General features: G+C 55.2%; 12 protein-coding genes. 8 read left to right on the plus strand and 4 right to left on the minus strand.

Annotated features, from left to right (window positions below; translation table 11 throughout):
- Positions 1-19: 19 nt before the first annotated feature.
- Complete coding sequence (gene uvrA, locus NQ491_RS00455) at positions 20-2,845, plus strand: excinuclease ABC subunit UvrA (protein WP_026089564.1); 2,826 nt, start codon at positions 20-22, stop codon at positions 2,843-2,845.
- Between the two features lie 594 nt (positions 2,846-3,439).
- On the opposite strand, the gene NQ491_RS00460 is transcribed toward uvrA, so the two are convergent.
- From NQ491_RS00460 to NQ491_RS00470, 3 genes are all read right to left on the minus strand, one after another.
- Positions 3,440-4,252: an SDR family oxidoreductase gene (locus NQ491_RS00460; RefSeq protein ID WP_019245336.1), complete on the minus strand. Its 813-nt coding sequence runs from the start codon at positions 4,250-4,252 to the stop codon at positions 3,440-3,442.
- A gap of 229 nt (positions 4,253-4,481) precedes the next feature.
- The gene (locus NQ491_RS00465) at positions 4,482-6,593 is read right to left on the minus strand and encodes a B12-binding domain-containing radical SAM protein (RefSeq protein WP_019245335.1); all 2,112 of its coding nucleotides are present in this window, start codon (positions 6,591-6,593) and stop codon (positions 4,482-4,484) included.
- 1 nt (position 6,594) lies between these two features.
- Positions 6,595-7,368 carry an MBL fold metallo-hydrolase gene (locus tag NQ491_RS00470; RefSeq protein WP_019245334.1) on the minus strand — a complete coding sequence of 258 codons (774 nt, stop codon included), beginning with the start codon at positions 7,366-7,368 and terminating at the stop codon, positions 6,595-6,597.
- Positions 7,369-7,644: 276 nt separating this feature from the next.
- Here NQ491_RS00470 and NQ491_RS00475 point away from each other — a divergent pair, with 276 nt between their 5' ends.
- The 7 genes from NQ491_RS00475 (at position 7,645) to NQ491_RS00505 (ending at position 13,313) form a co-directional block, all read left to right on the plus strand.
- Positions 7,645-8,277 (plus strand): recombinase family protein, encoded by a 633-nt coding sequence (locus NQ491_RS00475; protein ID WP_026089563.1) that lies wholly within the window; start codon positions 7,645-7,647, stop codon positions 8,275-8,277.
- 359 nt (positions 8,278-8,636) lie between these two features.
- Complete coding sequence (locus NQ491_RS00480) at positions 8,637-8,900, plus strand: hypothetical protein (RefSeq protein WP_147524844.1); 264 nt, start codon at positions 8,637-8,639, stop codon at positions 8,898-8,900.
- A complete protein-coding gene (locus tag NQ491_RS00485) occupies positions 8,881-9,402 on the plus strand; it encodes a hypothetical protein (RefSeq protein ID WP_147524843.1) in 522 nt (173 codons plus the stop codon). The genes NQ491_RS00480 and NQ491_RS00485 overlap by 20 nt, the downstream gene beginning before the upstream one ends.
- 209 nt (positions 9,403-9,611) lie before the next feature.
- Positions 9,612-9,986, plus strand: a complete 375-nt coding sequence (locus NQ491_RS00490) for a hypothetical protein (RefSeq protein WP_147524842.1) — start codon at positions 9,612-9,614, stop codon at positions 9,984-9,986.
- Positions 9,987-10,006: 20 nt separating this feature from the next.
- The gene (locus tag NQ491_RS00495; RefSeq protein ID WP_147524841.1) at positions 10,007-10,540 is read left to right on the plus strand and encodes a zinc ribbon domain-containing protein; all 534 of its coding nucleotides are present in this window, start codon (positions 10,007-10,009) and stop codon (positions 10,538-10,540) included.
- A 308-nt stretch (positions 10,541-10,848) separates the two neighbouring features.
- Complete coding sequence (locus NQ491_RS00500) at positions 10,849-12,207, plus strand: DEAD/DEAH box helicase (protein ID WP_019245329.1); 1,359 nt, start codon at positions 10,849-10,851, stop codon at positions 12,205-12,207.
- 245 nt (positions 12,208-12,452) lie between these two features.
- Positions 12,453-13,313 carry a nitroreductase family protein gene (locus tag NQ491_RS00505; protein ID WP_019245327.1) on the plus strand — a complete coding sequence of 287 codons (861 nt, stop codon included), beginning with the start codon at positions 12,453-12,455 and terminating at the stop codon, positions 13,311-13,313.
- Positions 13,314-13,415: 102 nt separating this feature from the next.
- On the opposite strand, the gene NQ491_RS00510 is transcribed toward NQ491_RS00505, so the two are convergent.
- On the minus strand, positions 13,416-14,549 hold the full coding sequence (locus tag NQ491_RS00510; RefSeq protein WP_019245326.1) for a hypothetical protein: 1,134 nt from the start codon (positions 14,547-14,549) through the stop codon (positions 13,416-13,418).
- Positions 14,550-15,078: the final 529 nt, after the last annotated feature.

Here is a 15,078-nt window from a genome sequence, read left to right on the forward strand (position 1 = left end):
AAGGTTTGAAATTTGACTTATGTCCGAAGATAAGACGATAAGAGTATACGGGGCGAGAGTGCACAACCTCAAGAACGTCGACGTCGAGATTCCGCGCGATAAACTGACCGTCATCACCGGTCTGTCGGGTTCCGGCAAGTCGTCGCTCGCTTTCGACACGATCTATGCCGAGGGGCAGCGACGCTATATGGAGACGCTTTCCACCTACGCTCGCCAGTTCGTCGGCACGATGGAGCGTCCCGACGTCGACAAGATCACGGGGCTCAGTCCGGTCATCTCGATCGAGCAGAAAACGACGAACAAGAATCCCCGTTCGACGGTAGGTACCGTTACGGAGATCAACGACTTTCTGCGCCTGCTTTTCGCCCGTGCTTCGGAAGCCTATTCGCCCGTTACGGGCGAGGTGATGGTGCATCATACCGACGAACAGATCGTCGATCTGATCCTTCGCGACTTTCCCGGAAAAAAGATCGCGCTTCTGGCTCCGCTGGTGCGCGGCCGCAAGGGGCACTATCGGGAGCTGTTCGAGAGTTTGGCCAAGAAAGGTTATCTGTATGCCCGCGTGGACGGCGAGATTCAGGAAATTCATGCCGGCCAGCGGCTCGACCGCTATAAGATTCACCATATCGAGCTGGTCGTCGACCGCCTGGTCGTGAAGCCCGATGTCCGGGCGCGGATGCTCAAGAGCCTGCAGGAGACCATGCGGCAGGGCAAGGGAACGATGATGGTCTACGACTACGATACGAACAACGTGCGTTTTTACAGCCGTCACCTGATGTGTCCGACGAGCGGCATCGCGTTCAACGAGCCGGCTCCGCATACTTTCTCGTTCAATTCGCCTCAGGGTGCCTGCCCGCATTGCAACGGGCTGGGCGAGGAAGCCGTTTTCGACCTGAAGCGGATCGTGCCCGACGGCGGGCGCTCGATCCGCGAGGGAGGCATCGAGCCGCTCGGCCGCTATCGCAACAATCTGCTGTTCGCCGAAATGGAGGCTTTGGGGCGCAGGTACGGCTTTTCGATCGACGACCCGATCGAGTCGCTCGACGAGGAAGCTCTCGGCGCCGTGTTGTACGGTGCGAGCGAACCGCTGCGCATCGACGCCCGCGAGCTGGGCGGCACGGGCAATTACATGGTGTCGTGGGAAGGGTTGGCCGACTACATCGAGAAACAGCGGGAGGACTCCTCCTCCGCCCGGGGCGACAAGTGGAAAGAGCAGTTCGTCGTCCGCAAGGTGTGCAGCGTGTGCGGCGGATCGCGTCTGAAAAAAGAGGCCCTGCAATTCCGCATCGACGGCAAGAACATCGCCGAGCTGTCGGCCATGAGCATCGAGGAGCTGGCCCGTTGGATGGAGGGTCTCGAGGACCGTCTCTCCCCGAAGCAGCGGCAGATCGCCCGGGAGCTGCTCAAGGAAATTCGCGAGAGGCTGCGCTTCCTGCTCGACGTAGGGCTCGGCTATCTGTCGCTCAGCCGCAGCTCGCGCTCGCTGTCGGGCGGCGAGAGCCAGCGTATCCGGCTCGCTACGCAGATCGGATCGAAGCTCGTCAACGTGCTCTACATTCTCGACGAGCCGAGCATCGGGCTTCACCAGCGCGACAACGTCAAGCTGATCGCCAGCCTGAAGGCTTTGCGCGACGCGGGCAATTCGGTGATCGTCGTCGAGCACGACGAGGATATGATGCGTCAGGCCGACTGGATCGTCGATGTCGGCCCGCGCGCCGGCGTTCGCGGCGGAGAGATCGTAGCCGAGGGACCTTTGTCGAAAGTGATGGCTTCGGGCGGCATGACGGCCGACTTTTTGTGCGGCCGCCGTCGGATCGAAGTCCCGGCCGTGCGCCGTGAGGGCAGCGGGCAGAGTCTGTTCGTTCGCGGCGCGAGGGGTAACAACCTGAAGAACATCGACGTCGAGTTCCCGCTGGGGCGGATGATCTGCGTGACGGGCGTCAGCGGCAGCGGCAAGTCGTCGCTGGTCGACGCGACGCTGCGCCGGGCGCTGAGCTGCGAACTGTACCGCTCCTACGAGCGGCCGCTCGAATACGACCGCATCGAAGGCATCGAGCATATCGACAAGCTGATCGTCGTCGATCAGTCGCCGATCGGCCGGACGCCGCGCAGCAATCCGGCCACTTATTCCAACGTGTTCGGCGACATCCGCAAACTGTTCGAGTCGACGCCCGACGCGCAGATTCGCGGGTTCAAGGCGGGCCGCTTCTCGTTCAACGTGAAGGGGGGGCGCTGCGAAGCGTGCAAAGGAGCCGGCGTGCAGACGATCGAAATGAATTTCCTGCCCGACGTTTATGTCAAGTGCAACGTCTGCAACGGGCACCGGTACAACCGCGAGACGCTGGAGGTCAAATATAAGGGCAAGAACATCGACGACGTGCTGAACATGACGGTCAATCAGGCGGTCGAGTTTTTCGAGGCGATTCCGTCGATTCACATGAAACTCAAGTCGATTCAGGACGTGGGGCTCGGCTATCTGACGCTCGGACAGCCCTGTACGACGTTGTCGGGCGGCGAGAGCCAGCGGATCAAGCTGTCGACCGAACTGGCCAAACGCGATACGGGCCGGACGCTCTATATACTCGACGAGCCGACGACCGGCCTGCATTTCGAGGATGTCCGCGTGCTGCTCGACGTGCTCGGAAAACTGGTCGACAAGGGCAATACGGTGATCGTGATCGAGCACAATCTGGACGTGATCAAGGTGGCGGACTACCTGATCGACATCGGTCCCGAGGGTGGGCGCGACGGAGGCCGTCTGGTGGCGGCCGGGACTCCCGAGCAGGTCGCTCGCGTCGAGGAAAGCTATACGGGACAATTTCTCAAGCCCTTGCTCGGCAAGTAAGCCTTTGCTGCATTTTCATCGGCAGGCAATCTGTTCCCGGAAATATGCGACGATCGGGCGTTTCGTCCGCCGAATGGAGGGACCGGATCGTTTCCGAAAATGTGCGGCGACCGGACCTTTCGTCCGCAGAGTCCGAAGAGAGACAGAGCCGAGTCTTGGTGTGCCCCTTTCCGATTTCCCTGATCTTCTTGTGTGTATTCCGGAGCCGTCCCGCTGAAATGTGGATAACCGGGCCGAATCGTGTTGATAAATAGTCTTCGGTCTGTCGACAAGTCTGTTTATATCTCTTCGCTTTTTGTTGGTGGTAAGAATCTCTTGATTGTTGACGGAGGCACTGGATTGTATCGGGAATGGCTTCAGCGGTATTCATTCCTGAATCGGCCCCAAAACCATTTCGTTTTTCTTGATGTGTGTCGTGTGTCTGTATCTGTTCGGTTATAACTACAAAAAGAGACCGTTCGCCTTTTGCTACGGATACATAACTTTCCCCGGGCCGATTGATGCTTGGATTCCATGCAAGAGCGCGCACGGCGACTGAAGGACGTTGCTGCAAATCCGCCGTGCCCGCTCCTGCTCGTGATGGTTGCGGAACGGTTATTTCAGGGGCGAATCGGGCTCTTTGGCCATGTGGCTGTAGTACAGCCGGTCAAGCAATCCCGGCGCGAACTTTTTGATCAGCACGGTGGCGCGCCCGTTGAAGTCCATGGCGAGCGTACGCTTGCGCCGGACGACCCCGCGCGCGATGCGGCGGGCCACTTCGGCGGCGCTCATCATCTTCTCCTCCTTGCGTGGCGACTCGCCCTGAGCCGATCCGTCGGCGGTCAGGGCTGAGAAACGTACGTTCGACGCCGTGAAACCCGGAGCCGCGATCATTACGTGCACTCCCTTTTTCAGGTTCTCGATGCGGACCGTCTCCAAAAATCCGGTCATCGCGTATTTCGAGGCCGAATAGCCCGTGCGGCCGGGCAGGCCGTGAAATCCGGCTACCGACGACACGCCGACGATCGATCCGCGCGAGGCCTGAATATACGGCAACGCGTATTTCGTGCAGTAGACCGTTCCCCAGAAGTTGACATCCATCAGTCTTTTGAGCACGCCGAGATCGACCTCGTCGAACAGCGCGCGCATCGAGATGCCCGCGTTGCAGATCAGCACGTCGATTCGGCCGAAGCTCGAGACCGCCTTTTCTACCAGCCGGCGGCAATCCTCTTCGCGCGTGACGTCCGTCGGTTCGTAGACGGCTTGCGTCCCTCGGGCAGCCAGATCTTCGGCGATGGAGCGGAGCTTGTCTTCCGACCGGGCGCCCATGACGATCCGGGCCCCTCGCGAAGCGAACTCGTACGCCAGCGCGTAACCGATTCCGGACGATGCTCCGGTAATGACGATTGTTTTGTCCTTGAAGTTCATGCTTTCGTATCTTTTGACTGCGTTTCGGGCGCAGCGGTTATTCGTTCTTCCTTGCGCTTTCGCGTCGGAGCCGGCCGGGCGGGGCCGTTCTCCTCGTTTGTTTCCGGGCCGCCGAGTGTTCCGATGCGAAATCCTCGGTGCGCAGCGACCGTGACTCTGTTTGCCGTGCAAGCGCCTTTGCAGCGGCTTATTTCGGGGGGCGGCCCGTCCCACAGGGCTTTCCGGAAATTCATATCTGCAGCAGGCCGAGCGGCCGCATCAGGTCCCATTTTTTCGACAGGTAGAAAGCCACGAAAGACTCCTCGCTGTAATGCCGGAACAGCTCGGCTGCCTCGCCGAACGTGAACTTGCGCGACAGATCGGAGGCGGTTTGCATCAGGCACAGCAGAAATTCGGTCTCATGCGGCTTGAATTTCAGTTTCCTTGCAGACGAGGCGCCGTGCAGCACGAGGCCGTCCTCTTGCCGAACGGGAGGAGGACCGATCCACACGACCCTTGCGTTTTCGTCGAACAGACGCGATGCGTCGGGCCGGATCATCTGATCGGCTATGAGCGAGGCGTCCACTGTCGTGCGTGGCGTTTTCCCGGCGAACCACTTGTGAACCGGACGGTCGAGCCCGTCGCCGGCCATGTAGTGTCTGAGCGCCTCGTCGAGTCCTTCCCCGACCAGACGGATATCGTATCCCCGGTTCTCGACGAATGCCACTTCGTTGTTGGCGAACGCGTGCACATGGGCATTCCGGCGACGGACGCCGAACGCTTCCGGGTCGGTTCCGCTCGGGCTGTGAACCGTCATCGCGTACCGGTGCCAAAAGGCCGAATCGATCAGTCCGGCCCGGAACATCTGGCGCACCGCCTCGAGCGAGTCGACGCTTTCTTGCAACGTTTGGGTAGGAAAGCCGTACATCAGGTAGGCATGGACCATGATGCCCGCATAGCTGAAGTTACGCATGGCGAGCGCGGCTTGCGCTATATCGACGCCCTTGTTCATTTTCTTCAGCAGCCGGTCCGAGGCCACTTCCAGCCCGCCCGACACGGCGATACATCCGGCCGCGGCCATCAGCAGGCACAGGTCGCCCGTGTAACGGCTCTCGAAGCGGACGTTCGTCCACCAGCTGACGCACAGTCCGCGGCGGAGTATCTCGAGCGATATTTCCTTGAGCAGCTTGGGCGGGGCCGCCTCGTCGGTGAAGTGGAAACTGCGGCTGCCCGTTTGGCGGATCACCTCTTCCATCCAGTCTACGAACGTGGCGGCCGGAACGCTCTCGTACCGCCGGATATAGTCGAGCGACGTATCGCAGAAGGCGCACTTGGCCCAGTAGCAGCCGTGCGCGATCGTCATCTTGTTCCAGCGTCCGTCGGTCCACAGCCGGTGCATCGGATTGGTCGTCTCGAGCAGCGAGAGATACCGGTCGAAAAGCAGCCCCGTGAAGTCCGGACAGCCTCTTTCCCTGTGGGTCACGTTCCCCTCGCCTTCGTGATAGCCGTCGCGCGTGTAGGTCCGCACGAGCTCTCCGTCCAAAAGAATCCGCTCCAGCGGCAGCTCCCCATCGTCGAGTATCAGGTAGTCGATGTAGCGGAAGATGCCCCGGTCGCTCATCGTCCGAAGCTCGGTCGACGGATATCCGCCTCCCGCGGCGATCCGGATGTCGGGATGGCGCTCCTTGAGGTATTGAGCGCACCGCAGCGCGGCGAGCAGGCATCCCGGGAAGGGGATCGTGAAGCCGACGACCGTCGGCCGCTCGGCCGTGATTTTCCGTTCGAGCAGCTCGCACATTCTTTCTTCGATCGGGTTCCTCGGCTCGGCCAGTACGGTCTCGATCTCGGCGAACGACCCGATCGCCATGGCCAGGCGCTCGCCGTAGCGGACGATCTCGAAGTGCTCGGTCACCGTCGCGCGGATCAGATCGCTCAGATCCTGCAGATAGAGCGTGCAGAGGAATTTGGCGCATTCCGCCGTGCCGAGGGTGCCGAACAGGTCGCTCAGCTCCCCGATCGTCTCGAACCTTCCCGCCTGCGGCAGAAACTCGCCCGTGCAGATCAGCTGGGCGAGGCCCGGGTCCCGTCCGCGCAGAAAATCGACGACGGCGTCGATCGTGGCCGTATAGCGCGTCCGCATGGCATGGATGCGCTCCAGATTCTCGTCTTCGTCCGGAATCCGCAGCTCGAAAACCCGCTCGAGAAAGTCCCGCGAGAACACGGCTCCGATCAGTTCGACCGACAGGTCGGCCTGAGCGACGTCGAATCCCCTGTGCCGGAGGTAGCCGCTCAGGTAAGCGGTGGCCGGGTAGGGACAGTTGACCTGAACGAACGGAGGCGTGACGAGCAGCAGCTTTTCCACGTTATTCGGGAATTTCGACGGTCAGGCCGTCGTATGCGAAATAGACGCCCTCCGGCAGCGCGGCCTGTTCCTCCGCGTGGCGTCCCATCTGGTGCGATACGTGCGTCAGGTAGGTGACGTTAGAAGAGACGGCGCGGCTGATCCGCAGCGCTTCGTCGAGCGTGAAGTGCGACAGGTGAGGTTCCTTGCGCAAGGCGTTGATGACCAGCGTGTCTACGCCCCGTATTTTGTCGATTTCCCGCTCGTCGATCTGGTTCATGTCGGTCAGGTAGGCCAGCGGTCCTATCCGGAAGCCGAGGACCGGCAGCTTGTAGTGGATGCCCCGGATCGGGACGATCCTCGTCTGTCCGATGGAGAAAGGCTCGTCGGGGCGAATCGTATGCAGGTCGATTTCCGGAACGCCGGGGTAGGGATGCTCCGAGAACGCATAGTCGAAGTCCTGCCTTACCCGCTTCTGGACCCGTTCCTCGGCATAGAGCTTCACCGGAGCGCCGGAAGTGTAGTTGAATGCCCGCACGTCGTCCAGTCCGCTGATATGGTCCTTATGCTCGTGGGTCAGCAGAATTCCGTCGAGTCTTTCCACGCCCGCCCGCAGCATTTGTTGCCGGAAATCCGGGCCCGCGTCGATCAGGATCGTTTCGCGGCCCGTCTCGATCAGGGCCGACGTTCGCAGCCGCTTGTCCCGCTCGTCCGGCGACAGGCAGACCCTGCAATGGCAGGAGATGACCGGTACCCCCTGCGACGTCCCGGTTCCCAGAAAAGTCAGTTTAGCCATGCGGAATGATAGTTTGCAGGTCCCAAAGGTAGCAAAAAAAAACGATTCGCCGGGCCGCTCGGAGACTGCCTGTCGCGCTGCCGAGGAAGGTTCTTCCGAACCGGCCTGATTCCCGATTTTTTCGGGAGACGGTGAAAACCGGGCGGATTCAGGTCCGCCGTGCGGCGGATTTCCCGGACGACCGATCGGGAAACCATGCCGGATTTATTTTGCCCGAAGTTTGCTGTAATCGGTTCGGCGCCTGTGTACGGAGCCGGAATGATCATAGCGGATTCCATGGTAGTTGCCTATTTGAGAGTGAGCACTGGGAAGCAGAATCTGGCGAACCAGCAGGACGAAATCAGGCGGTTCGCCGCCGCCGGAGGCATCGTGGTCGACCGTTGGGTGACCGAGGTGGTCAGCGGCCGCAAGAACGAGAAGGAGAGAAAGCTGGGCCCGTTGCTCGGGAAAATGCGGTCGGGCGATACGTTGATCGTGACGGAGCTGTCGCGGCTGAGTCGCACGCTGACCGACATCATGGCGATCATGGGGCGCTGCCTCGAGCACAGGATCGTCCTTTACAGTATCAAGGAGGGCTATGCCTTCGACGACAGCATCAATAGCAAGGTGCTCTGCTTCGCCTTCGGGCTGGCGGCCGAGATCGAACGGAACCTGATCTCGATGCGAACGAAAGAGGCGCTGGCCCTGTGTCGGGCCGAGGGCGTGAAACTCGGCCGTCGCAAAGGGAGCTACACGAAATTGCGGATACTGATCGATAACCGTCGGGAGATCGTACGGATGCTGCGCTGCCGCAAGTCGATCGCCGACGTATGCAGGCGTTACGAGGTTTCCCGGGAAACGTTCAACGCACTACGGAGGCGGTACGGTTCGGTCGCCCGCGCAGCCGAGTCGCGCCGAAAACCCGGATAGATTTCTGGAAATTTCCCTTTGGGGGTGTTTTCATAACGTCATAAACAGTCGTTTTTTATGAAAACTTTCTATTTTTGTAAAAAATACAATTTTTGGCCTATGAGATAAAACGAGCTGTTTACTGACCATACATAAAAAGCGTTAGCTTTTATTCTTGCTTTCTGAAACTTCGACAATTTCACAAAGTACAACAAGAGTAAAGCGTAAACGCTCACGTCCCGACGTGGGCTTTACTCTGTTTGTTGTACAAGGTAGTCGAAGACCTCAGAAAGCAAATAAGGGTTTAGTCCCACGTTTTTTATGTGCTTACATTTCATTTTGACTGCCATGGGACTTGGCGAACTAACACATGGATAGTTATGGCTTCAGACATTTCTCAATTCACTCAGAGCGTACTGAACGAATTTACGGAACGACTGACAGATCAGGTCTTTCTGTTTATCGAAAACGACCGCGAATTGCTGGGACAATACCTTCACACCGTTGAAGGAAAAGAGCTTGATACGGTAAACGCCCATATCGCACAAGCAATCAAACGGCATTTCGGCTTGGAAAGCAAAGGTGAAAAATGCAATACTCCTAACAGTAAATTGATACAGGGATATGAAAAGTTTACCATATAAATCAATTGCAAATCGTTGGCGAAACGTTGTTTTGCTTTTGATTGTAACCGTTTTGTCCGCATCCGAACCGCTTTGGGGACAAAATTCTTTTGACGCGGATTCAAATTCAACACTCTTTTTTCCTGCGTATAAAATAGAATTACAATACATAGGAACCGGAAACGTAATACGACCGGATACGCTAACGGGAATAGATGGATTATATTATGATTCATCACAAGGTAATACAATTCTAAGCCTTATTGCCAGAGGTCATTTGCAAAAACAATTTTTTTTGCAAAAAGTATTGGCGGAAACAGATTCTAAATGCGAAATGCTATGCGTAATAAGGGAGGAATTTGAGGAAAAATACCATATGGCTATAGTGGTAATGTCAACTTTCTATGTCGATAACGAACTGAAATATCGTTTTGATATTCTTATGGATTTAGATGACGATTTGCGAAATTTTAAAGGAGATATGGGTTATGTTTGTTTATGCCATAGTCCTTTGCGATTATAATCTTCCGAGTTGTGCAATCACGGATTAGTTACTGTACATATTGCGGCAAAGAGCTCGGGTGGCGGGTACATAAGTGCCCCCATTGCGGGCATTTGGTAGCTGCGGATACGATTCGCACTGATTTACCGACCGTTCGACCTAATCGACCGTATGAACCGCATTCAGATCGGAAAAGTCGGTCGAATCGTTCTAAATCGGTATTTTACGGTGTGTTGTGGGTGATTGTTGCTTTCGTGGGTATTTTATTATTGGGGTATGCGATAGAATCGATCGAAAACGTAATAAACAGCGATACGGAGGCGGGGTATACTATTGATATTTTTCGTTCGGATAAAGATCAGATTAACGAAATGGCAAAACCAACATTGCAAGAAATTCTCAATGAAGAGTTTCCTGCTGCCGGAATAGAGGTTTTAGAGACCAGTGTCGTAAAAAAAGATCGTTCGAGTAATGAATATGATGGGATCGCACTTATTCGGATCAATAGGGATGAGATATACATCGGGTTTAACGTGATTTTTGACGGAGAGGATGCCATTATATCCGTTCCCCCTGAAGAGGTACTGCGATTACGATTTTTTTGATTTTTAATATTGTTAAAATTATGGGAGTCGATTATAAATACTGTCCGTATTGCGGGCAGGAAACATATGAACAGGATGCCCGATATTGTCCCTCTTGCGGTAAAGCATATCCGAATGTGAATATATCCCCGGATAATCGGAATGAGAATAGTTATTCTAATGAGGTAATGCCGGAACGCCCGTTGAAGTTGTTAAAATTCAACTGGGGAGCGTTTTGCTTTTCATGGTTATGGGCTGTTTTCAATGGGATGCCGTGGATGATACTGTGGGGGATGCTGTGGATATTCGGTGGAATTATGGTATCCGTCATTGGGGGCCCTTCGCTTATTCTAAAATGGTTTATCCTTGTGAGGGTTATTTGTGTGCTTACACTGTCTGTTATTTTCGGTATCTTCGGTAACCGGTGGGCATGGAAATATAAAAAGTGGAAAAGCGTACAGCATTTTGAATTTGTTCAGAAAAATTGGAAACAGGCAGGATTCATTATTGTTATAGGACCTTTCCTATTAGGTATTATATTGCTTATTGTCTTATTGGTTATACATGAGTTCTAGCGGTTATTTAGATCAACCCGTTACTTTGTTTGAGAGAACATGCATTGGGAATATCATGCGGTTGCGGTTTTATTGCGCCTTATTGTGTTCCGCCAAAAACGAATCGGCCACCTACTTTTATGTGAGTGGCTGATTTTTTAGCGTCGGGGCGGCCGGATTCGCACCGGCGGCGACACGTCTCGCTCGTGAGCGCACATTCGGCGACATGGCCGTTTCGCGCGTTGTTTTCGAGGTATCGATTGCCCGAGGCATTGGAAACAATCCGATACTTTCCGTATCTTTACGCCCGGAAATCAACAAGCAAGATTATGAAATTCGAAGAATTGGGGCTTCATGAAGATATTCTGGAAGGAATCCGGCCGATGAATTTCGACCAGATGACTCCCGTGCAGGAACAGACCATACCGGTGATTATGGAGGGGCGCGACCTGATCGGCTGCGCCCAGACGGGAACGGGCAAGACGGCGGCCTATACGCTCCCGCTGCTCGAGCGGCTGTTGCGGGAGGGCAATCCCGACAACGTGGTCAAGTCGCTGATCGTCGTGCCCACGCGCGAACTCGCGCAGCAGATCGACGTCCAGTTTCAGGGATTTTCCTACTTCCTGCCGCTTTCGACTACGGTCGTGTACGGCGGCGGCGACGGGTTCGGGTGGAGCGAGCAGAAGCAGGGCATGCTGATGGGAACCGATATCGTGATCGCCACGCCGGGCCGGCTGATCGCGCATATCCAGAACAGCGGAATCGACCTTTCCCATGTCGAATACTTCGTGCTCGACGAGGCCGACCGGATGCTCGACATGGGCTTTTTCGACGACATCATGCGGATCGTGTCCCAGCTGCCTTCCGAGCGTCAGACGATCATGTTCTCGGCCACTCTGCCGCCCAAGATACGCAAGCTGGCCAAGGAGATCATGCACGATCCGGCCGAGGTCAATATCGCCGTGTCGAAGCCCAACGAGGCGATCGAGCAGTCGGCCTACGTCTGCTACGAGAACCAGAAGATGGGTATCGTCCGCGAGTTGTTCTCGAAGCCTACGGGAACGAAGACGATCATTTTCTCCTCCTCGAAGCAGAAGGTCAAGGAGCTCGCTTTTTCGCTCAAGCGCATGAAGCTGAACGTCGCACCGATGCACTCCGACCTGAAGCAGGAGCAGCGCGAAGAGGTCATGCTCGACTTCAAAAACGGCAAGATCGACGTGCTGGTGGCTACGGACATCGTGGCGCGCGGGATCGACATCGAGGACATCGGCACGGTAATTAATTTCGACGTTCCGCACGACCCCGAGGACTACATTCACCGCATCGGCCGGACGGCCCGGGCCGCGGCGACCGGCACGGCCATTACGTTTGTCAACGAGAAGGAGCAGGGCAAGTTCCACCGAATCGAGACCTTCATCGAGCGGGAAATTCCCAAGGCCGCGCTGCCGGAGCAGCTGGGGTCGGGTCCCGCCTACGACCCCGGTGCCGGAGAACGTCGCGGGGGACGCGGCGGTCGGAACGCCTCGGGCCGGGGAGGCCGCAACCGGGGCCGGGACCGTGGCGGAGACTCCCGTCCCGCACTCGAGTCGCGTCCGGACCAAGGCGGCGGTTCCGCCGGACGTTCCCGAGGGCGCCGTCATGGCCGGGGACCCCGCAGGGAGGAGAGAAAGAAAGACGCCGAAAGTTAGTCTTCAGGGGCGGATCGGCACGCGGTATGCCGTTTCCCGTCGGATGTCTGCCGGATGTTGCGTCGGTGCGGGGAAAGCGTCTTCGCGCGGAATCCTATGAGCCGACAGCGGGTTTCGGTCCTCCGTTTATAGCGGCTTCCGGTTCGACCTCGGAGGAGCGGGTCGGAAACGGGTTGCGCTTCGTGGTTCCGGATTTCGGCGGCATGCGGTTGATTCGCGAGGATTGAGATTGATATAATATCGTTATGGAAGTATCTTTGAGCATAGACGACGCGACCTGTATCCGGTGCGGCCGATGCGTGCGGGTGTGTCCGTCGGTCATTTTCACGCAAGCCGCCCCGAAGCGGCCGATCGGCGTGCAGCACCCGAACACCTGCATCGTCTGCGGACATTGCGTCGCGGCTTGTCCGACCGGCTCGGTCCGGCACGGCGACTTTCCCGAGGAAAAAGTGCATCCCGTGGATCGCGGCGGGCTTCCCTCGCCCGAGCAGATGCTGGCGCTGTGCCGCTCCCGGCGCTCGAACCGCGCGTTCACATCGTCTCCCGTTCCCGAGCGGGCGCTCGGGATGATCGTCGAGGCGGCCCACCGCGCGCCGACGGCCAGCAATCTGCAACAGGTGGCGTTTACGCTGGTCACCGATCCGGATACGCTGAGGCGCATCACCGCCTTTACGGTCGAGACTTTCGCTTCGGTGGTCCGCAAGCTCGAGAATCCGCTGCTGAAGCCTTTGTTGAAAGTTTTTGTCGGCGGAGCTTACAGGTACCTGCCTAACTTTCACCGGCTGATCGGCGAGTACGGCGAGGGGCGCGATCTGATTCTGCGCGGTGCTACGGCGGTGCTGCTGATCCATACGCCCGACGGCTCGCGCTTCGGCTGTCAGGATTCGAATCTGGCCTATCAGAACGCTTCGCTCATGGCCGAGAGCTTAGGGGTCAGCCAGTTCTACACGGGCTTCGTCTGCTCGGCCGCCGGACAGGCCGGACACGGTCTCGAGAAGCTGCTCGGAATCGACGGGAAGATCCATGCCGGCATGGCGATGGGCATGCCGGCTTTCCGGTTCCCCAACTACGTCGATCGCCGCGAGGTCGAGCTGCGCAGACTGTAAGTTTGCCTGTGTCCGAGATCTTTTTGTTCGGGACATGCGTCCCCCGACGGCTTGCGGGCTATCGGTGGCGTGCGATGCTTATGCTATTAGAAATAAGTGTATTTAATTATCTTTTAATAGAATTTCAACGATGTATTGTTTAGTAAGTTCTGTGGCTTTACGGCCAAACCAGAAATTTCTGTTATTCTCGTTACCCATCAATTTGGCTCTTCTCTTTATTTCATCAACGAATTCATCGGTGAATACCTCGGTCAATGGAGCGGCTTGCGGTTCATTGTCCAATGGATGCAAAAATAAATAGCCGTCAAAATTGTCTGCATAACTGCCGGTCATTATATTGTATTTGATTTCATGGATCCCGTCAAAGGGTTCATCACCGAAAGGAGAATTTTCCAGTTCGAATCCAATCGGACGGTTTCCATTTAGTTCGAAGGCTTTGTCAAAAATACCTCCTCGAAGCAAAGATTTGTTATTGCCATTGTTATCACTGGAAAGAACATGTTGAAAAACACAGAAAACATTCTTATCTCCCAGTATTTTCGCAAGTTGTGCTCCTGCGGATTCGAAAGCGGTTTTGTTATGAGCAGAAGAACCGATTCCCTTTTGTTCGGATTTGTATGCATGTCCACAACCGACAAGGAATAAATTGCCACGATGATCATCCGATGAAAGGATCGTCTTGGATATGATATGAGCCATATGTGCGTTTCTGTCTTCCTGTTCTTTCCATTCTTCAGACTTTGTTAATTTAGAGTACGGCAACTGATAATCGGCCAATATGACTTTAATCTTTTTAGTCGCCGGCAGATTCATATTGATACGCCGTAAATCACAGATAAATTCAAATTCTCCTTTATCCCACCATCCGAGAGGCTGTTCTTCTCTGAATATTTCCAGAATTATTTCTTGCTTAAGCGTTTCAGATGCCATAAATTCATCCATTTTGGACTGACACCACGAAGGAAGTTCCAAAAATACTGTTCCCACTTTATGTGCAAAATCAGGCATTGCAATAAGCCGCTTGAGCATATCCCATGAAACCTTTCTTCTGTGATACTCACCATTTATCACGAGTTTGTGAGATTCGAGTTGGTGGAGAAGAAACTCTTCGGGAGACTGCCTGATTGCAGATATAAAGTCATAGAATGGCTTGACATTGGATGGCTTTTGTTTAATCAGAGCTATACGGGGAATATTGGCATATTGGATGGGTAAGTCTTTTATAACTATATCCAAAACCTCATCTTCGGTAGATGCCAGATTTTGACCGCCATTTACCCATTTCCCATCTTCAATCCAGCAGTAATTGATAAAAAACAGATTATCCGATTCATTGTATGAGATAACCGATGCTGCGGAATCACAATAAGTTATAATGCCTTTGATCTGTTCGTTTAAGATATATTGTTTGGTATGATCGCTAATGTCCTCGTCTGGACGGTTTTGTGAAAGGTTAAATTGAAAGGTTGAAATGGCTGATCAGTATTTTGGTTTGCCGTTAATGCGAATCCAAGTCCTTGATAAATAGTTATTAAGCGGGCTGGACAGATTTATAGAGTCTAGCTTGAAGTCCTTGATGCTTTTATTTATTTTTACTATCGCAAAACCGGCCGGGAGTTGACAGTAGATCGGAATCGTAAAGACCCCTAATAATAAAGAAAGAAGGATTTTTTCATATTTTGAAAACAGATATTACCCGTTGGCGTTCTCCGTATGCACGACCTGTATGCAATATTCAAAAATATCTCGATACCTGCAAACGGAT

Origin of the sequence: Alistipes ihumii AP11 (genome assembly GCF_025144665.1) — a bacterium.
In the GTDB taxonomy this organism is placed as follows: Bacteria; Bacteroidota; Bacteroidia; order Bacteroidales; family Rikenellaceae; genus Alistipes_A; species Alistipes_A ihumii.